We start from the raw sequence: 18099 nt of genomic DNA, 5'->3' as shown, positions 1-18099 counted from the left end.
GGCAATCCCCCTCATTCATGAGGGGGAGGACGTCAACGGACCGTACTCGGTGAGCAGCAGGGCGATGTCGTCGGCGCGGTACGAGGAGCGCCGAGCGTCGCGCAGAAGCCGGTCGGCGAGTTCGTCCAGTGAGTCCGCGCGGGCGTGGGCCAGGGATGCCCGCAGGCGGTCGATCCCCACGTCGATGTCGGTGCCGCGCTCCTCGACCAAGCCGTCCGTGTAGAGGGCGAGTACGGAGCCCGGCGGGAGGCCGATCCGGGTTCCCGGATAGGCGCTCGCGCGATCCACACCGAGGAGAGGGCCGATGTCCAGGTCGAGGACGTCGGTCGTCCCGTCGGGGCGGCGAAGCAGTGGCGGGAGGTGGCCGGCACTGACGGCGTACGCCTGGTGGCGGCGGGGTTCGAAACGGATGTAGCAGCAGCTGGCCAGCAGCCCGGCATCGAGGTCGATGAGGGTCTGGTTGGCGCCCGCCACCACGTCACCGGGCGTATGACCCACCGCCGCGAAGGCCCTTACAGCACTGCGCAGTTGAGCCATGGTGGCCGCGGCAGCGATGCTGTGCCCCTCCACGTCTCCGATGACGAAAGACACTCCGTCACCGGTGAGGATGACGTCGTACCAGTCGCCGCCGATGTCCATTCCGCTGGTGCCGGGCAGATAGCGCGCGGTGGTGCGGACGCCCGGGACTGCCGGCAGCCGGTGCGGCAGGAGGGCCTGCTGCAGACCACGGGCGAGGGCGAATTCCGAGTCGTAGAGCCGCGCTCGTTCCAGGGCCTGGGCGATCAGCCCGGCAAGTGCGGTGAGGACGCCGCGGTCCTTCGCGGTGAACGGATGGGTCTCGTCGAAGCCGAGAACGCAGGTGCCGACGGGGCGGCTGGAGGCGATCAGCGGCAGATACGCCCAGGAGTTCACCTCGCCCGTGGGGATGTCCGGGTATCCCTGGGACAGGTCCTGCCGCGACTCGATGAAAAGCGGAGCCCCGGAGGTCAGGGCCTCCGTACCGGGGAGGCGGGCGTGCAGAGGCACGCCCTCCAGCCAGTCGAGGAAGTTCGCGTGGTGGCCGGTGTGGAACAGCAGGTGCATCGTTCCCTCGCGAACCATGTAGATCGCCAGCTGCTGGCCGCCGAAGGCCGGGAGAAGCTGGTCGGCGACGACGTCGCAGACTTCGCGGACGGTGACTGCCTCGGTCAGCGCGCTGCCCAGTTGCAGGACGTGATACATGACGCCCAGGCGCGCCGATGCGGCAGCGGGTGCCGGCACGGCCGATGGGGCAGGTGCTGCTGTCGCGGCCGGGGCAGCAGGTGCCCTCGCGGCCGGGGCAGGACGCCCCACGGGGACCACCCGGCCGGTAACCCCGTCCGCCTCCGGATGGAGGTAGAAGGCGAGCCACCGGTCGGGCGGGCGGCATGCAAGGAAGGAGACCGGCGCCTGCGAGATCATCGCGGACCGGTGCCGGTACTCGAAATCGGGGTCGGACAGCCACGGCAGCACGTCCCAGAGGCACTGGCCCAGCAGCTCGTCGCCGCGCAAGCCCAGCAGCTGCTCAAGCCTGTGGTTGGCGTGGCTGATCCGTCCGTCGGGAGCGAGGGAGAAGAGCCCGTCCCGCAGCCGCTCGACCGCGGCGACGGCCGCACTGCCGGCCCGCGCGTCGACGACCGCGCCGACCAGATGGGTGCGCGCCCGCGTGTCGTCAGGCTCCGGTACGCGGCCCCACAGCTCGACGGTCCGGTACCCCTCGCCGCCGCCCGTTCGCTCTCGTATGCGCAGCCGCCGTCCGTTGATCCGGCCCTCGTCAGCTGCCGCGCGGGCCGCGGCCCGGAAGGCAGCGAGGTCACCGGGGTGCAGGCGGGAAGCAAGCGTTTCGGCTCGTCCGTCGAAAGCGCGCGGGTCGATACCGAAGATCGCGCAGAGCTCGTCGTCCAGGGTGAAGGTGCCGGCGACGAGGTCCCAGTCGAACAACCCGACCCGTACAGCCGATTCCGAGGGAGCCGGGGACTCGACGGGAACCGTCTGCGGGTCGCACTCGACGGGATCGCCGGTACGGGCCCGGAGGGCGGCGAAGGAAGCGCCGAGCCGGTTGGCGATGGTGCGCACCTGGCGGCGCTGGGCCTTGGACAGCCCTTCGCCACCCTGAGACGCCCCCCAGACGACGGCCAGTGCCCCGAAGGTCTCCCCCTGTGCGCCCACCGGCACGGAGCAGGAGCCGAAGGAGTGCGGCAGAGCCACCGCGAGCTGGGGAAACCGGCGCATCGTCTCGTCGGCGTCGGCCAGGTGTACCGTGCGCCCGGAGCTGTACGCCACGGCGACCGGGATGGGGCTGGTCACCGGAATGAAGCGCCAGCCGCCCAGCAGGGAAGGTGGCACCCCGCACGTCGCGGCGAGCACGATCGAGCGGCGGTCGCCGGAGCGGAGAAAGACACTCCCGGCGTGCGCGCCAGTTCCTGCGACGGCTTTGACGACGGCCGCAGCAAGCAGATCCTCGCGCTCCGCCGTCTCGCCGGCGATCGTCCCGCGCATAATCCCAGTGTGCGCGGAGCTAGCCCAACCGGCCCAATATGGCAACCCAGCGAGACTCGCTGATCACAGATCGCAGCGCCCTCCGCTGTCCCGGGACACCCTTCTCGAAGAAGGCCAGGGCCCACAGCCGGTAGAGCGGCCCGCGATGCGTAAGGGCACTCCCACCAGGCGTGGCGGTCACCAAGATCTTGTGTGGTGTTGTCGACTCCCGACGCCACCGCACGGCGCTGAACCAACCGCGTGCCGCAATGTGCTTCCGCGAACCACGGCTCGAAAAATGGCCGAGCGAGCGCGAGTGCACCATGAACCAGCCCGCACACCTGCTGCGCAGGTTGAAATTCAGCCAAAGCGGGAGCAGGGGATTTCTGCGGTTCGTCTGTATCGCCGGCTTTGCCGGCTGAGGCTCGGCGAATATGCCTTTGTCATATGCCGCAGCCTGGGGGTGTCCCGTGATGCACCCTCCCGCCCACGAGTATGCATCACGGGATTCCTCAACGGCAGCTGGAACCAACCACCTTGGCAAAAGTCCAGGTCAGATGACTGTTACGTTCCTGCCCAGAACGAGCCCCGCCTCCTGCCTCGACCGGGACGGGGTTCACCTGACGGGCCCTCGGCAGGGGCAACCGACCTAGGGCCTGCACCAAGTGAAGGACCAGCGTGACACATACCGATAGCCCTCCTGGAGGCGAGCGCAATGACAACAACCACCGGCGGGTCAATCTGTGGCTGGCGGGCATAACGGCTCTCGCGGCTTTGGTCAGTGCTCTGGCGGCAGTGATCAACGCTGTCCAGGGCTGAGAGACGCACAGCCGGCACATTAGGCGCCCGGATGCCTGGGGTGCCGGCTACGGCACTGAAGCTGTCCGACTCGCGTTCAGGAACGTGCAAAGCGGTTGAGCGCGGCGAGCTCCAGTTCGCGCATCGACTCGCTGCCCTTGTGGCCCGCGTCGTCGACCACCACCAACTCCGCGCCGGGCCAGGCCCGGGCGAGTTCCCAGGCCGTGCCGTGCGGGCTGCTCAGGTCGTGGCGACCGTGGATCAGTACGCCGGGGATCGCGGACAGTCGTCCGGCTTCGCGCAGCAGTTCGCCCTCCTCCAGCCAGGCGCCGTGGGAGAAGTAGTGGGAGGCGATACGGACCAGGGCGAGGCGGGCGGCGGTGGCCTTCGCCCGTACGTCCGGGTCCGGGTGCGAGACGAGTCGTGCGTAGGCCGCGATGAGATCACCGTCGCGGTCCTTCTCGGGTACCCCGGCCCTGAACCGCTCCCACGCCTCGGGGAAGAAGCGGGCAACGCCCCCGTACAGCCAGTCGATCTCGGAGCGGCGGGTCGTGGTGACACCGGAAATGACGATTTCGGATACACGGTCCGGGTGGCGTTCCGCGTAGGCGAGGATCAGCGTGGAGCCCCACGAGCCGCCGAACAGCAGCCAGCGGTCGATGGCCAGATGGTCCCTCAACTGCTCCATGTCGCGGACCAGGTGGTGGGTGGTGTTGTTGGTCAGGTCCGTCACGGGGTCACTGGCGTGTGGCGTACTGCGGCCGCATCCTCGCTGGTCGAAGAGGACGGTGCGGTAGCGGTCCGGGTCGAAGTAGCGGCGTACGCCGGGTCCGCAGCCCGAACCCGGGCCACCGTGGACGACAAGCGCGGGCTTGCCCGCCGGGTTGCCGCAGACCTCCCAGTGGATGAGGCTGCCGTGGCCTACGTCGAGCATTCCCTCGTCGTACGGCTCGATGGGCGGGTACATGCCGGTCATGCCAGTGCGGCCAGCGGGTCGTCCAGCACCGGCTGCCACGCCAACTCGGCCGCGCCCACCAGGCTGTTGTGGTCCAGTGTGCACGGCAGAATCGGTACGCCGCCGCTCCTCCCCCACAGGCTTCGGTCCGCCACGACGGCGCGCAGCCGCACCGGGTCGGCGTCCAGCAGTGCGCGGTGGAGGCCGCCGAGGATGATGCGGTCGGGGTTGAGGATGTTCACCAGGCCTGCGAGGCCCAGGCCGAGGCGGTCGATCAGTTCCTCGGCCGCGGTACGGATCGTCGGGTCGTCGTATTCCTCGCGCAGCAGGTCGCGGGACTGCTGGAGCAGCGAGACCTCGGGTCCCGGGGTGCGGCCCGCCGCCGTGAGGAAGGCGAGCGGGTCGGCCTCCACGTCGAGGCAGCCTCGGCCTCCGCAGTAGCAGGGGCGTCCTTCGGGGTTGACCGTGAGGTGGCCGACTTCGAGGGCGAGGCCCGAACTGCCGGTGTGCAGGCGGCCGTCGATGACCAGTGCGCCGCCGACGCCGCGGTGCCCGGTGGCGACGCAGAGCAGGTGCTGGGCGCCGCGTCCCGCGCCGTGGCGGTGCTCGGCGAGTGCGGCGAGGTTGACATCGTTGCCGGTGAAGGCGGGGCCCGCGAGGCCGGCGGCGCGTACCTGCTCGGCGAAGATGTCGCAGACCGGGGCGCCGGCGGGCCACGCGAGGTGCAGGGGGTTGAGGGCCGTGCCGTCCGGTTCCGCGACCGCCGACGGCACGGCGAGGCCCGCGCCCACGCAGCGCAGTCCGGTCTCGCGCAGCAGCCCGGCGCCCGCCTCGACCACCGCGCCGATCACCTGCGCCGGGTCGGCGGACACCGTCAGGCAGCCGGGCGCGGTCGCGACGATGCGCCCGCCGAGGCCGACGAGCGCCGCCCGGAAGCCGTCGGCGTGCACCTGGGCGGCGAGGACGACGGGGCCCGAGTCCTTGACGGCCAGCCGGTGCGAAGGACGGCCCTGCGAACCGGCCGCAGCTCCCGGCCGGGAGTCGACCTGGATCAGTCCGAGGGCCTCCAGCTCGGCGGCCACCGCACCGGCGGTGGCCCTGGTGACGCCAAGCTCCGCGGTGAGGACGGCACGGGTGGGCGCCCGGCCCGTATGCACCAGTTCCAGAGCAGGCCCGAGAGCGCTCCGGCCTCTCTCCAGCTTTGTTTTGACGGTGGTCGCCTTGCCGTTCATGGGGGCGAGTCTCCCATGTCTTCGAAGATCGTCCGGGTCCGGCTCCGTCTCCGGGCCGGTGGCCAGCCTGCTTGTACGGATCCGGGCGCGGCCCCTATGCTGAGTTTGTGCCGCTACTAAACAAAGTAACCGCGACCGCCCCGGGGAACAAGCGCGGAAACCCCGCCGCAGCCTCCCTGTCCCGCCTCCGTACCGCACTGACCGTGTTCTTCGCCCTCGACGGCTTCCTCTTCGCCGGGTGGGTGGTCCGTATCCCCGCCATTAAGGAGCAGACCGGGGCCTCGGCGAGCGACCTCGGCCTCGCCCTCCTCGGCGTCTCCGGCGGCGCGGTGATCACGATGGTGCTCACCGGGCGGCTCTGCCGGCGCTTCGGCAGCCATCCGGTGACCGTGGCCTGCGGCGTACTGCTGTCGCTGAGCATCGCGCTGCCCGCACAGACGCATTCGACGCTCGCGCTCGGCCTGGTGCTGCTGGTCTTCGGAGCCGCGTACGGCGGCATCAACGTCGCGATGAACAGTGCCGCGGTCGATCTGGTCGCGGCGATGCGGCGACCCGTAATGCCGAGTTTCCACGCCGCCTTCAGCTTCGGCGGCATGACCGGTGCCGGGCTCGGCGGCCTGGTCGCGGCCGAAGTGTCCGCCACCACGCACCTGTTGGCACTGACCGGCATCGGGCTTGTCGTCACGGCCGCGGCAGGTCCCACGCTGCTGCGCCACCGGGCGCCCGTCCCCGAACGTACTGAGGCGGCGGCCAGGAGCGGACCGCTCTCCGGAAAGACCCGCAAGATCGTCGCGCTGTTCGGGGTGATCGCGCTGTGCACGGCGTACGGCGAAGGGGCCCTCGCCGAATGGGGTACCCTCCATCTCCAGCAGGACCTCCACGCCCACCCCGGCATCGCAGCGGCCGGCTACTCCCTCTTCGCGCTGGCCATGGCGGCGGGCCGGCTGAGCGGCACCACCCTTCTGGAGCGGCTCGGCCAGACCCGCACTCTCGTGGCGGGCGGATCACTCGCATCCGCCGGAATGCTGCTCGGCGCGCTCGCGCCCACGACCTGGCTCGCGCTGTCCGGCTTCGCCGTCACCGGACTCGGCCTGGCGAACATCTTCCCCGTGGCGGTTGCCAGGGCTGGCGCACTGGCCGGGCCGAGCGGGGTGGCCGCGGCATCCACCCTCGGTTACGGCGGCATGCTCGTCGGGCCACCCGCCATCGGATTCCTCGCCGACTGGTTCTCGCTGCCCGTCGCCCTGACGACGGTGGCGCTACTGGCTGCCGCTGCCGCGCTGCTGGGGTACTCGGCGCGGAACGCGTCCTCCGCCCCGCCCGCCTGAGTAGGCGTACTCAGGCGCGGCCGGATCACGGGCCGCACCATGAAGGCACCAGACCGAATGGGGAGACGACCATGACCGCTCGACGGCTGCGCAGCATCGCGCGACTGACGTTCCGCAATCCCGCCTCGCTTGCGTACCTCGGCGTGGTCGCGGTGACGGCGGTGCTCGTCACGATCGACACGCTCTTCGTCACGCACGAGGACGCCTCGCTCGCCGGGGTGTGGCTGTTCCTGCTCAGTGCGCCCACCGTGTTCGCGTTCTTCATCGGCGGCGATCTGCTCGGGGAGGCCGTGAACGAGTCCACCTGGTTCGTGTACGTCGCCCTGGTGCTCTCCGTACTGATCCAGTCGTTCGCCCTCGGCTGGTTCGTCCGACTGATCCGCGGCGGCGCCGCACGCCCTGCCCATCCGCAGGGCGCCTGACCACCGGTCGTCTGCAATCGCTCAGCTGATCACGACAGCTCGACATCGCGCCGGCCAGTGGCGGGACCATGGTCTTGGACCCCACGTCCGGAGGCGCCATGCGTACGAGCGAGGAGATCTACCACCAGGTCCTGTGGGACCCGCGGTTCGACCCGGCCCGGTTCGTTCTGGGGATCAGCCAGCGCGGGGCAGCGGTCGAGCCGATGCCGCTGCCCTCCTTCGTACCGGGCGGTGACATCCCGTGGCACCGGGTGGTGTTCGTAGAGGCGGACGGCGAGGTGGTCTGGGACCGGGCCACCGGTGTGGACCGGATCGATGCCTCACAGGCGGGCCGGGCACGGTATCCGCGTCGCCTGCTGGGACCGTTCTTCACGGCCGGAACGCCGTACGCATGGGACCCGGCGGCCGGATGGCGCCCCGCGGACCGCGACCGCGCACCCGGCGCAGCGCGGGCCGAGCGTCTGCGCGTACTGACCTGGAACACCCTGTGGGACCGGTACGACAGCGACCGTATCGACACCGCCCGGCGCAGGCCGCTGCTGCTGGACGCCCTGGAACACGCCGATGCGGACGTCATCGCGCTGCAGGAGGTCGAGACCGAACTGCTCGCCATGCTACTGCGGGCCCGCTGGGTCCGCGACGGCTACACCGTGTCCACGGGCCCCGAAGGGGAGGACGTGGAAGAAGGCGGGCTGCTGGTGCTCAGCCGACTGCCCGTACGCGAAACGGCGTGGCACGAGCTCGGCCCGCACAAGGCCGCTGTCGCCGTCACCGTCGAGACCGCCGCAGGGCCGCTGGTGCTGGTCACCACCCATCTGTCCAGCGACCACTCCACCGACGGTCGCGTCCGGCGGGAGGCCGAACTGACCCGGCTCGCCGAGGGACTGGCCGCCGTCGGAGGCGATGTGATCCTGCTGGGCGACCTCAACGAGCACCGGGACGGACCGGCCCGTGTGCTCGGCCTGCTCGACGCCTGGACCGAGGTGCACGGGGCCGCTGATGCGGCGCCCACCTTCGACCCGCGCGTCAACCCGCTGGCCGCGCTCTCCTCACTGTCCGGCCGGGCGGCCCGGCTGGACCGGGTACTCCTGCGGGACGGGGGAACGCTGCGGGCGACCGGGGCGGTCCTGCGGGGCGTGTCGCCGAGCCCGGAGGGGCAGTTCGTGTCGGACCACTACGGCGTGGAGGTGGATCTGGCCGTACGCGCCGGGCCCGAGATCCCAGGTGTCTTCGACGTTTCACCGACGCCCCGCACAGCGGTGGCATGGATGCCCTCGGCGGAGCTCTGGCCGCCCATCCAGAGCATCCGCGAGGAACACGACCCGCAGATCCGCCGCTGGCCACCACATGTGAACCTGCTCTTCGGCTTTGTGCCGGAGTCCGACTTCGAGCAGGCTGCCCCGCTGCTCTCCGCCGCAGCGGCTGAGACGGCCCCGTTCGCCGCCCGCCTCGCAGGCGTACGCACCTTCAAGCACCGGGAGTACTCCACCGTCTGGCTCGACCCGGCGGCGGCCGACGCGACGCCGTGGGCGGAGTTGCAGCGCGCACTGGAGGAACGGTTCCCCCGTTGCCGGGGCCGTGCCGGGAGATTCACCCCTCATCTGTCCCTCGGACGGAGCCGGGAGCCACGACGGCTCGCCACCGAGTGTGCCGCCCTGCTGGGCAGCATGTCGGCGTACGTCGGGGAGCTGGTCCTGCTCTCCCGCCGGGGCGGGGAGCCAATGCGGCCACGGGCGACGATCGCCCTGGGGACGGGCGAGGTGCGCTGGCTGTCCGAGCCCGGCACGGAGGAGCCCGTAACAACGCCCGCAACAGAGGCCGGTCCGGGGACAGGGACGGCAGAGCAGGTCGCGCAGTGCGTCTCCGAGGCACTGGCCGAAGGAATCGTGTACGTCACCGGATCGCGCCGCATGGGCTGCGCCCTCGCCGACGCGGACCTGAACCTGGTGGCGGCGCTGCCGGGCACCGTCGACGTCGTGGAGATCCAGGCGCGGGTGGCGGCGGTACTGCCCGGCGCCACCCGGGTACGTCGGGTACAGCAGGTGCCCGGTGCCGAAGTGCCGGGTCTGCGGCTGCGCGTCGACGGCCTGGACGTCGACCTCGTGGTCGTCGGCACCGGAAATCTCGCCCCTGCCGAGGCGGTAGACCGCCGCACCGAGCTCGGTGACGCAGCCGCGATCGCCTTGAGCGCGGTCAGCGACGCGGCTGCCGTGCTCACCGCGACCGGCGGCAACCTCGACGCATTCGCCCGGCTGGCCAGGGAGGTGAAGGCCTGGGCCCGGGCACGCGGCCTGGACTCGGCCCCCTTCGGCGGACTGCCGGGCCTGGCCTGGGCCGTACTGGCGGCACGCACGGCTCGGGAGGCCGGGCACCTTCCGGCCGCCGACCTGCTCCGGCGCTTCTTCTCCACCTGGGCCGCCTGGGACTGGCGCGAACCAGTGGCTCTCTCAGCCCACATCAGTACATCCGCGGCACCCGTCTCGATCATGACCCCGACCGCGCCCGTCCGGAGCTGCACCGGACAACTCGGCACCGGCGGACGGGAACTGCTGACCCAGGAGCTCTACCAGGCGTGGGAGACCGTGGAGTCGGCGGCCCGGACCGGCACCGACCCCTGGCCGGAACTCCTCTCGCCACCGCCTCTCCACCGGCGCCACGCGGCCTGGGCGATCTTGACCGTACGAACAGAGACCGTACGAACAGAGGCGGACGAAGACGTCGAGGTCATCCTGGGCCACCTCTGGGCACTGCTCACCACCCTGGGACAAGCGGGCTCGCCGGACGCCCGCGCCTGGCCCCGCCCCTTCGAGACCGCACCGGGCTCGGCTCGCTACGCGATCGGCCTCGGCCACACACCCCCGGACGCACCCCAACTCGCCGACCTGGCCGCCGGATGGCTCAAGGGCCTGCCCGGGGTCGAGATCGAATGGGCGGAAGGCGGCGCCGTACCCACGCTCCGATGACTCCTGATCCGATGACGTCGGATCGGCGTCCCGGAGACACGTTTGGCACAATCGCCCGCATGGAGATCTCCGAGCTCGTCAACTGCCTCGACCGCGAGGCCAAGTTGCTGGCCGCTGCCGCCGAAACCGCGGGACCCGGCGCCGAAGTGCCCACCTGCCCCGGCTGGCAGGTGCGGAATCTGCTGCGGCACACCGGCATGGTCCACCGGTGGGCGGCGGCGTACGTCACGGCGGGACACACGGCGTACCACCCCGACGAGGGCGAGCCGGACCTGGACGGGGATGCGCTGCTCGGCTGGTTCCGCGAGGGCCACGCCCTGCTGGTGGCCGCGCTGAGCACTGCGCCCAAGGACCTGGAGTGCTGGACCTTCCTGCCCGCGCCGTCGCCGCTCGCCTTCTGGGCACGGCGGCAGGCGCACGAGACGGCGGTCCACCGAGCGGACGCCGAGTCGGCGCTCGGTGCCGGACTTTCGCCGCTGCGGCCGGAGTTCGCCGTGGACGGCATCGACGAACTGCTGCGCGCGTTCCACGCCCGCGGGAAGAGCCGGGTACGCACGGATGTGCCGCGAGTTGTGCGCGTACGGGCAACAGACGCCGGCGATGTGTGGACGGTCCGGCTCTCGCCCGACGGGCCTCCGCAGACGGAACGTACCGGAGAAGGGCCTGCGGACTGCGAGTTGAGCGGTCCTGCCGAGAGGCTCTACCTGGCCCTCTGGAACCGGCTGCCGCTGTCCGCGATCACGCTGTCCGGTGACGCCACGCTCGCTCAGCTGTGGCGGGAGAAGTCGTCCGTCACCTGGTCGTAGCGACGTAGCGTCGAAGTGTCGAAGCCACATGACGACGTATCGACGTAACGACGTAGCCCTTGGCGTTACGCGGGCCGGTCCGCCAGCATCCGCGCGAGCACCGCGCGCTGGAGCGGCTTGACCTCCGCATAGCGCGCCCGGCCCGCGTCCGTGAGCACCACCCGCACTCCCCGGCGGTCCTCGCTGCACATTCCGCGATGCACCAGGCCGTCCTTCTCCAGCCGGCCGATGAGCCGGGACAGCGCACTCTGGCTCAGGTGGACACGGGACGCCAGTTCCTGGACGCGGTACGCACCGCTGCCGTCCTCGGCGGTCCCTTCCGCCAGTACGTCCAGCACCTCGAAGTCGCTCGCGCCGAGGCCGTGCTGGTGCAGCTCGCGGTCGAGCTCGCAGAGCGTGCTGGCATGCAGCGCGAGGATGCCGCGCCACTCATCGACGAGCGCTCGCTCGGACTTTTTCGCTGCCATGGGCGCACGGTAGCAGAATTCAGCACTTTGTTGCATCGGAATTAAATGCGCTTGCACTCAATGCATGTGCATGTACTGTGCTCCTCATGACTTCTCCGCTCAACGTCCCTCATTCACCTGTGCGTTGGAGCCCGCGCCTGTGGGGCACCCTGCTCGTGCTCTGCGGCGCGATGTTCCTCGATGCCCTCGACGTCTCGATGGTCGGCGTCGCCCTGCCCTCCATCGCCGCCGATCTCGACCTGACCACCTCGACGCTGCAGTGGATCGTCAGCGGCTACATCCTCGGTTACGGCGGACTGCTGCTGCTCGGTGGCCGCGCGGCCGACCTGCTCGGCCGGCGCCGCGTCTTCCTCATCGCACTCGGTGTCTTCGCCCTCGCCTCACTGCTCGGCGGGCTGGTCGACTCGGGGCCGCTGCTGATCGCCAGCCGCTTCATCAAGGGCCTCAGCGCCGCGTTCACCGCCCCGGCCGGGCTGTCGATCATCACTACGACGTTCAAGGAAGGCCCGCAGCGCAACCGCGCGCTGGCCATCTACACCACCTGCGCGGCCACCGGCTTCTCCATGGGCCTGGTCCTCTCCGGCCTGCTCACCGAGCTCAGCTGGCGCTGGACGATGCTGCTGCCGGCGCCCATCGCGCTGATCGCCCTCGTCGCCGGCATCAAGCTGATCCCGCACAGCGCCCGCGACACCACCCGCGGCGGTTACGACCTGCCGGGCGCCGTCACCGGCACGGCCTCGATGCTGCTGCTCGTCTTCACCGTCGTACAGGCGCCGGAAGTCGGCTGGGCCTCCGCCCGTACGCTGCTGTCGTTCCTCGCGGCCGCCGTGCTGCTCACCGTCTTCGTGGTCATCGAGAAGCGCACCGCGAACCCGCTGGTCCGGCTCGGGGTACTGCGTTCGGGCAGCCAGATCCGGGCGCAGCTGGGCGCCGCCACCTTCTTCGGCAGTTACGTCGGGTTCCAGTTCCTCGTCGTCCAGTACATGCAGTCGCTGCTCGGCTGGTCCGCGCTGGAGACGGCGCTTGCCTTCCTGCCCGCCGGTGTGCTGGTGGCGCTCTCGTCCACCAAGATCGGCGATGTGGTGGACCGGTTCGGCACTCCGCGTGTCATCACGGCGGGCCTGACCTTCCTGGTAATCGGCTACGCGCTCTTCCTGCGCATCAGCCTCACTCCGCAGTACGTGGCGGTCATCCTGCCCTCGATGCTCCTGATCGGCGCCGCCTGCGCGCTGGTCTTCCCCTCGCTCAACATCCAGGCCACCACCGGCGTGGACGACAACGAGCAGGGCATGGTGTCGGGCCTGCTCAACACCTCGATCCAGGTGGGCGGCGCGATCTTCCTGGCCGTGGTCACCGCCGTCATCACGGCGGGCGGCGGCGAGGGCGGCTCCCCGCAGGCCGTACTGGACAGCTTCCGGCCGGGCCTGGTCGTGGTCACCGTGATCGCGCTCGTCGGACTGCTCATCACGCTGACCGGGCTGCGCACGCGGCGCCGCCAGGAGACCGTCGTGCTCGCGAAGTCCATACCGGTGGCGGCGGAGGAGGCCGAGCCGGAGCGGGTGGGCGTGCGCGACTGACCGGGGGGCGGGTGCGGCCGGCGGGTGTCCCTTGCCCGCCGGCCGCACCCGTTGGGACACTTCCGGGCATGGGGACACGGACGCAGGCTCAGCGCGATGCGATGACGGTCGAGATCGGTTACGCGCTGCTGAGCGCGGCCGTCCTGGCGGTTGCCACCTTCGCCGCCCTCACCGCTCCCGCGTATCTCCTCGGATGGCCGCCGGCCCTGAACAAGGTCCTGTTCGTGGCCGGCTGCGCGCTGGCCGCCGTCGTGTTCGTCCTGCGGGTCGTGCATGTGCTGTGGCGCTACAAGGGGGCGCCCAGCACTCAGCCCAGCCAGCCGGGCCGTACCAGCCCCGACTCGTAGGCCAGGACGACCAGTTGGGCGCGGTCGCGGGCGCCCAGCTTGACCATGGTGCGGCTGACGTGCGTCTTCGCGGTGAGCGGGCTGACGACGAGGCGGCGGGCGATCTCCTCGTTGGACAGGCCCATGCCCACCAGGGCCATCACCTCCCGCTCCCGGTCGGTCAGTTCCACCAGGGCCTCGGCCTGCGCCGGTTCCTTGGACCGGGCGGCGAACTCCGCGATCAGGCGGCGCGTCACGCCCGGCGACAGCAGCGCATCCCCGTCCACCACGGCCCGTACCGCCCGCAACAGCTCTTCCGGCTCGGTGTCCTTGACCAGGAAGCCCGAGGCACCGTTGCGGATCGCCTCGAAGACGTACTCGTCGAGCTCGAAGGTGGTCAGCATGATCACCTTTACGCCGTCCAGCGCCGGGTCGCCGGTGATACGGCGGGTCGCCGCGAGGCCGTCGAGCAGCGGCATCCGGATGTCCATCAGTACGACATCGGGGCGCAGTTCGCCGACCAGGCGCACCGCTTCTTCCCCGTCGGCCGCCTCCCCCGCCACCTCGATGTCGGGCTGCGCGGCGAGCAGGGCCCGGAAGCCGGCCCGTACCAGCGACTGGTCGTCGGCGAGCAGTACGCGGATCACGAGTTCTCCTTCGGCGAGATCGGCGAGATCGGCGAAGCGCGGAACGGAAGGGTGGCCTCCACGCGGAAGCCGCCGTCCGGACGCGGCCCGGCCTCGATCGTGCCACCGAGGGCCGCCGCACGCTCGCGCATCCCCACAAGTCCGTTGCCGCTGCCGCCCGCGTGGCCGCCGGTGGCAGGTCCTTCGTCGTCGATGCGCAGGTCGAGGCGGCCGGGCGCGTAGGCGAGCCGGACGCGGGCGGTGCGCGAGCCGGAGTGTCTGACCACATTGGTCAGGGCCTCCTGGACGATGCGGAAGGCCGCGAGGTCGGTACCGGGCGGCAGGGCGGCCCGCACACCCTCTGTCTCGATCTCCACGGTGAGGCCCGCGCCCGAGGCCTGTTCGACGAGCTCGGGGAGCCGGTCGAGGCCGGGCGCCGGGGAGCGCGGCGCCTCGCCCGGGGTGCGGAGGGTGTCGAGGACCTGCCGCACTTCGCCGAGCGCCTCCTTGCTTGCGGACTTGATGGTGGTCAGCGCCGTACGGGCCTGCTCGGGGTCGGTGTCGAGCAGGGCCAGACCCACGCCCGCCTGGACGTTGATGACCGAGATGCTGTGGGCCAGTACGTCGTGCAGCTCGCGGGCGATGCGCAGCCGCTCCTCGTCGGCGCGGCGCTTCTCGGCGGCCTGGCGCTCGACGCGCTCGCGCGCCCATTGCTCCCTGCGTACGCGCACGAGTTCCGAGGCGGCGACGATGGCCACCACCCAGGCGGCGACGACGAGTTCCTGCCCCCAGGGGGCGGCGTCGTCGTCGGCGGGCGGCAGCCACCGGTAGAGCCAGTGCGAGAGCAGGACGTGGCCTGCCCAGAGCATCCCGACGGCTGTCCAGGCGGCCCGGCGGTGACCGGCGACGATGGCGGAGAAGCAGCCGATGGCGACGGGGACGAAGACCGGTCCGTACGGGTAACCCGCGCCGAGATAGATCATCGCGCCCGCCGACGTACCGAAGGCGACGAGCACGGGGTACCGATGGCGCAGCAGGAGCAGCGCCGCGCCCGTGAACAGCAGGAGCCGGGCGAAGACGTCGAGCCCTGAGCGGTCGAGCTGCCCCTCGGCCGCGAACCTCGATCCCACCTGCACGAATGCGATCACGAGCAGGGTCGACACCCACGGCAGCCGGCCGCCCGCCTGCCGGGTCACCCAGGGCTGCCAACGCGGCGGCCCGCCCTGCTGCCAGGGGGGACCGCCGCACCACCGTTCATGCTGCGGGCTCATAGCGGCCACCGTAGACGGGGAGCTGCGGCCGGGGCGTCAGCCGTGCGTGGTGATCACACGTACTCCCTGTGCAGTACGTGCAGTACGTGGTCCCGGCCTCGGCCGGGGGCTGGATCGAGCTCGGGCGCTGTCCGGAGTGCGTCCACGAGGGCACTGCGCGCCCTGCACGAACGGGTGCTGCGTCAGGATCCGGCGCTGCTGCCGCCGATCAGACCCACCGTGTGGGCGAGGCCTGCGGCGGAGTGTGCGAAGAACGCGTCGCGGTCCTCGACAATCCGGTTGAACTGGCCGAAGACCTCGAAGGAGATCAGGCCGAAGAGCTGCGACCAGGCGGCGACCAGGGCCGCGACGACCGGCGGTGGGAGGTCGGGGGCGAAGTCGGCGGCGATCCGCTCCGCCTCGGGGCGCAGACCGGCGGGGAGACGCGGGACGGCGAGGCCGTTGGTGCGGTGGGCGTCGCGTGCGATGGAGATGAGGGCCTGGCCGACGCGGGAGGCGGGGCCGACGGTCGCCTGGGGGGCGGTGTAGCCGGGTACGGGCGAGCCGTAGATCAGGGCGTACTCGTGGGGGTGGGCCAGCGCCCAGGTACGTACGGCCCCGCAAACGGCGGTCCAGCGCTCCGGGTGGGCCGTGCCGACGGACTGCTGCGCGAGCGCGGTCTCGGCGGCGGCGCCCACGGCGTCGTACGCGTCGACGATCAGGGCGGTGAGGAGGTCGTCGCGGCTCGGGAAGTAGCGGTAGAGCGCGGAGGAGACCATGCCCAGTTCGCGGGCGACCGCGCGCAGGGAGAGCTTTGCGGCGCCTTCGGCCGCAAGCTGTCTGCGGGCCTCTTCCTTGATGGCCGCAGTGACTTCGATCCGGGCTCGTTCCCTGGCTCCGCGCATGGTGCTCATGGAGGGCAGTCTGCCACGTTCGAGAGCACCGACCAATAACGAGAGCACCGCTCTTGCTTTGGATCACCGATCGAGTGCACACTGCTCTCAAGCGAGAGCAGTGCTCTCACAGCCGGTGGAGGTCACCATGCCGCAGTCCCAGCCGTACTACCTCCAGGGCAGCCCCATGGCGATCAGGCTGAACAACATCATCGGCTGGCTCGCCCGGCACGGCTTCAGCCTGATGGGCTCGGCCGAGCTGTCCGTACGCGGCCGCAAGAGCGGCCAGATGCAGCGCATCCCCGTGAACCCGCACACCCACGACGGCGCCCAGTACCTGGTCTCCGCCCGCGGCCACTCCCAGTGGGTCCGCAACATGCGCTCCGCGGGCCAGGGCGAACTCAAGGTCGGCCGCAAGGTCCGCCGCTTCACCGCGGCCGAACTTCCCGACGACGAGAAGCTGCTGGTGCTCCGCACCTACCTGGAGCGCTGGGGCTGGGAGGTCAACCAGTACTTCAAGGGTGTGACCGCCAAGTCCTCCGACGAGGAGCTCCTGGCAGCCGCCCCCGACCACCCCGTCTTCCGCATCACCGTCACGGGCTGACGGACGACGACCCCCGGTCCGCCGTCGCGCCCCGGTCCGCCGCACCCCGGCCCAAGGATGCCGAGTCCACCGCGTTCAGTGCGCGCTGGGCCATGGGGTGCGTACGCACCGTCTCGGCCAGCGTGGTCGAGCCGCGCGTGATCCGGGCGAACATCTTCCAGGCCGGCCGGAAGCCGGTGATCGCCGCATGCAGCAGCCCCGGACGGCGCTCGAAGAGTGCGAGCATCCGCCGCCCGACGCCCATCTCCACACCGAGCCCCGCCTTGATGGCGAAGGCGTAATTCAGTGCCTGGCGGCGGGCGTCCACCGCGTCCTGCGATTCGGCGATCCGCACCGCCCACTCCCCCGCGAGCCGCCCGGACCGCAGCGCGAAGGAGATCCCCTCGCGGGTCCACGGCTCCAGCAGCCCCGCCGCGTCCCCGCACACCAGCACCCGGCCGCGCGACAGCGGCGAATCGTCGCTGCGGCACCGCGTCAGGTGCCCGGAGGAGACGGCGGGTTCGAACCCGGCGAGACCGAGGCGGGCGATGAATTCCTCCAGGTACCGCTTGGTGGCCGCACCGTCACCGCGCGCCGAGATCACCCCGACCGTCAGCGTCTCCCCCTTGGGGAACACCCAGCCGTAACTGCCCGGAATCGGCCCCCAGTCGATGAGCACCCGCCCCGCCCAGTCCTCGGCGACCGTCGCGGGCACCGGGATCTCCGCCTCCAGGCCGAGATCCACCTGGTCGAGCTTCACCCCGACGTGTGCGCCTATGCGGCTCGCACTGCCGTCCGCGCCGACCACCGCGTGCGCCAGCACCGTCTCGCCGCCGGAGAGGACGACCGCGACCGTGCGCCGGTCCGGCACCGCCGACCCGTGCTGCTCGACGCGTGCGACCGTCACTCCGGTACGGACTTCGGCGCCCGCCTTCTGCGCCGCCTCCACCAGACCGGCATCGAACTCCGGCCGGTTGATGAGCCCGAAGAGCATCTGCTTCGAGCGGCGTGTCCGCGACAGTTTCCCGCCCAGCGAGAACGTCACGGCGTACACACGGTCCATGAGGGGCAGTTCAAAACCGGGCGGCAGCGCGTCGCGCGATGGCCCGATGATGCCTCCGCCACAGGTCTTGTACCGGGGGATCTCCGCCTTCTCCAGGAGGAGTACGCGCCGTCCCGCGACCGCTGCCGCATATGCCGCCGATGCCCCCGCGGGCCCGGCACCGACCACGACGACGTCCCAGACCGGCTCTTCGTGCTCACGTCCGGCGTCTGCGTTCTCGCTGCTCACGATGTGCTTCTGCTCCTGATCCGCCCGTTGACCGTACTGCTGACGCATCCTACGGCGCGGGCCCGGCCGATCTCGTTGTGGGAGGA

General features: G+C 71.1%; 16 protein-coding genes. 8 read left to right on the top strand and 8 right to left on the bottom strand.

What is annotated here, in order from left to right; translation table 11 throughout:
* Positions 1-15 precede the first annotated feature (15 nt).
* Positions 16-2517 (bottom strand): SpoIIE family protein phosphatase, encoded by a 2502-nt coding sequence (locus tag J7I98_RS21785; protein WP_214922904.1) that lies wholly within the window; start codon positions 2515-2517, stop codon positions 16-18.
* Positions 2518-2687: 170 nt separating this feature from the next.
* Here J7I98_RS21785 and J7I98_RS21780 point away from each other — a divergent pair, with 170 nt between their 5' ends.
* The gene (locus tag J7I98_RS21780) at positions 2688-2918 is read left to right on the top strand and encodes a hypothetical protein (protein ID WP_214922902.1); all 231 of its coding nucleotides are present in this window, start codon (positions 2688-2690) and stop codon (positions 2916-2918) included.
* Positions 2919-3391: 473 nt separating this feature from the next.
* On the opposite strand, the gene J7I98_RS21775 is transcribed toward J7I98_RS21780, so the two are convergent.
* Together J7I98_RS21775 and J7I98_RS21770 are read right to left on the bottom strand one after the other, a co-directional pair.
* Positions 3392-4270, bottom strand: coding sequence for an alpha/beta fold hydrolase (locus J7I98_RS21775; protein WP_214922900.1), 879 nt, complete (start codon positions 4268-4270; stop codon positions 3392-3394).
* A complete protein-coding gene (locus J7I98_RS21770) occupies positions 4267-5481 on the bottom strand; it encodes an ROK family protein (RefSeq protein ID WP_214922898.1) in 1215 nt (404 codons plus the stop codon). Before J7I98_RS21770 ends, J7I98_RS21775 begins: the two co-directional genes overlap by 4 nt.
* A 107-nt stretch (positions 5482-5588) precedes the next feature.
* Between J7I98_RS21770 and J7I98_RS21765 the strand changes: the two genes are divergently transcribed.
* The 4 genes from J7I98_RS21765 to J7I98_RS21750 all read left to right on the top strand — a co-directional run bounded on the left by J7I98_RS21765 (position 5589) and on the right by J7I98_RS21750 (position 11000).
* Complete coding sequence (locus J7I98_RS21765) at positions 5589-6809, top strand: MFS transporter (RefSeq protein WP_214922896.1); 1221 nt, start codon at positions 5589-5591, stop codon at positions 6807-6809.
* Positions 6810-6880: 71 nt separating this feature from the next.
* A complete protein-coding gene (locus J7I98_RS21760) occupies positions 6881-7231 on the top strand; it encodes an SCO4225 family membrane protein (protein ID WP_214922894.1) in 351 nt (116 codons plus the stop codon).
* 98 nt (positions 7232-7329) lie between these two features.
* Positions 7330-10194, top strand: coding sequence for a poly(A) polymerase (locus J7I98_RS21755; protein WP_214922892.1), 2865 nt, complete (start codon positions 7330-7332; stop codon positions 10192-10194).
* A gap of 59 nt (positions 10195-10253) precedes the next feature.
* Positions 10254-11000: a maleylpyruvate isomerase family mycothiol-dependent enzyme gene (locus tag J7I98_RS21750; RefSeq protein ID WP_214922890.1), complete on the top strand. Its 747-nt coding sequence runs from the start codon at positions 10254-10256 to the stop codon at positions 10998-11000.
* 65 nt (positions 11001-11065) lie between these two features.
* Here J7I98_RS21750 and J7I98_RS21745 read toward each other — a convergent pair whose 3' ends face one another.
* Positions 11066-11467, bottom strand: coding sequence for a MarR family winged helix-turn-helix transcriptional regulator (locus tag J7I98_RS21745; RefSeq protein ID WP_214922888.1), 402 nt, complete (start codon positions 11465-11467; stop codon positions 11066-11068).
* Positions 11468-11553: 86 nt separating this feature from the next.
* Between J7I98_RS21745 and J7I98_RS21740 the strand changes: the two genes are divergently transcribed.
* Both J7I98_RS21740 and J7I98_RS21735 read left to right on the top strand, forming a co-directional pair.
* Entirely contained in the window at positions 11554-13044 is a 1491-nt protein-coding gene (locus J7I98_RS21740) for an MFS transporter (protein ID WP_214922886.1), read from the top strand.
* Between the two features lie 68 nt (positions 13045-13112).
* Positions 13113-13391 (top strand): DUF6332 family protein, encoded by a 279-nt coding sequence (locus J7I98_RS21735; protein WP_214922879.1) that lies wholly within the window; start codon positions 13113-13115, stop codon positions 13389-13391.
* On the opposite strand, the gene J7I98_RS21730 is transcribed toward J7I98_RS21735, so the two are convergent.
* From J7I98_RS21730 to J7I98_RS21720, 3 genes are all read right to left on the bottom strand, one after another.
* On the bottom strand, positions 13352-14017 hold the full coding sequence (locus tag J7I98_RS21730) for a response regulator transcription factor (RefSeq protein WP_214922877.1): 666 nt from the start codon (positions 14015-14017) through the stop codon (positions 13352-13354). The genes J7I98_RS21735 and J7I98_RS21730 overlap by 40 nt on opposite strands.
* Positions 14014-15276 carry a sensor histidine kinase gene (locus tag J7I98_RS21725; protein WP_374225162.1) on the bottom strand — a complete coding sequence of 421 codons (1263 nt, stop codon included), beginning with the start codon at positions 15274-15276 and terminating at the stop codon, positions 14014-14016. The genes J7I98_RS21730 and J7I98_RS21725 overlap by 4 nt, the downstream gene beginning before the upstream one ends.
* A gap of 173 nt (positions 15277-15449) precedes the next feature.
* On the bottom strand, positions 15450-16160 hold the full coding sequence (locus J7I98_RS21720; RefSeq protein ID WP_214922874.1) for a TetR/AcrR family transcriptional regulator: 711 nt from the start codon (positions 16158-16160) through the stop codon (positions 15450-15452).
* A 127-nt stretch (positions 16161-16287) separates the two neighbouring features.
* On the opposite strand from J7I98_RS21720, the gene J7I98_RS21715 reads away from it, so the two are divergent.
* A complete protein-coding gene (locus tag J7I98_RS21715) occupies positions 16288-16743 on the top strand; it encodes a nitroreductase family deazaflavin-dependent oxidoreductase (RefSeq protein ID WP_214922866.1) in 456 nt (151 codons plus the stop codon).
* On the opposite strand, the gene J7I98_RS21710 is transcribed toward J7I98_RS21715, so the two are convergent.
* The gene (locus J7I98_RS21710) at positions 16733-18013 is read right to left on the bottom strand and encodes a geranylgeranyl reductase family protein (RefSeq protein ID WP_308377883.1); all 1281 of its coding nucleotides are present in this window, start codon (positions 18011-18013) and stop codon (positions 16733-16735) included. The two genes, J7I98_RS21715 and J7I98_RS21710, sit on opposite strands and share 11 nt — an antisense overlap.
* Between the last annotated feature and the right edge of the window lie 86 nt (positions 18014-18099).

Source organism: Streptomyces sp. ISL-98, from assembly GCF_018614055.1.
GTDB lineage: Bacteria > Actinomycetota > Actinomycetes > Streptomycetales > Streptomycetaceae > Streptomyces > Streptomyces spiramyceticus.
This window is presented reverse-complemented; position numbering and strand designations above follow the sequence as displayed.

Bases quoted from the DNA above. Each gene is read 5' to 3' on its own strand.
- J7I98_RS21740 (WP_214922886.1), top strand. From the start codon at position 11,554: ATGACTTCTCCGCTCAACGTCCCTCATTCACCTGTGCGTTGGAGCCCG.
- J7I98_RS21720 (WP_214922874.1), bottom strand. From the start codon at position 16,160: ATGAGCACCATGCGCGGAGCCAGGGAACGAGCCCGGATCGAAGTCACT.
- J7I98_RS21760 (WP_214922894.1), top strand. From the start codon at position 6,881: ATGACCGCTCGACGGCTGCGCAGCATCGCGCGACTGACGTTCCGCAAT.
- J7I98_RS21735 (WP_214922879.1), top strand. From the start codon at position 13,113: ATGGGGACACGGACGCAGGCTCAGCGCGATGCGATGACGGTCGAGATC.
- J7I98_RS21750 (WP_214922890.1), top strand. From the start codon at position 10,254: ATGGAGATCTCCGAGCTCGTCAACTGCCTCGACCGCGAGGCCAAGTTG.
- J7I98_RS21770 (WP_214922898.1), bottom strand. From the start codon at position 5,481: ATGAACGGCAAGGCGACCACCGTCAAAACAAAGCTGGAGAGAGGCCGG.
- J7I98_RS21715 (WP_214922866.1), top strand. From the start codon at position 16,288: ATGCCGCAGTCCCAGCCGTACTACCTCCAGGGCAGCCCCATGGCGATC.
- J7I98_RS21745 (WP_214922888.1), bottom strand. From the start codon at position 11,467: ATGGCAGCGAAAAAGTCCGAGCGAGCGCTCGTCGATGAGTGGCGCGGC.
- J7I98_RS21755 (WP_214922892.1), top strand. From the start codon at position 7,330: ATGCGTACGAGCGAGGAGATCTACCACCAGGTCCTGTGGGACCCGCGG.
- J7I98_RS21775 (WP_214922900.1), bottom strand. From the start codon at position 4,270: ATGACCGGCATGTACCCGCCCATCGAGCCGTACGACGAGGGAATGCTC.
- J7I98_RS21785 (WP_214922904.1), bottom strand. From the start codon at position 2,517: ATGCGCGGGACGATCGCCGGCGAGACGGCGGAGCGCGAGGATCTGCTT.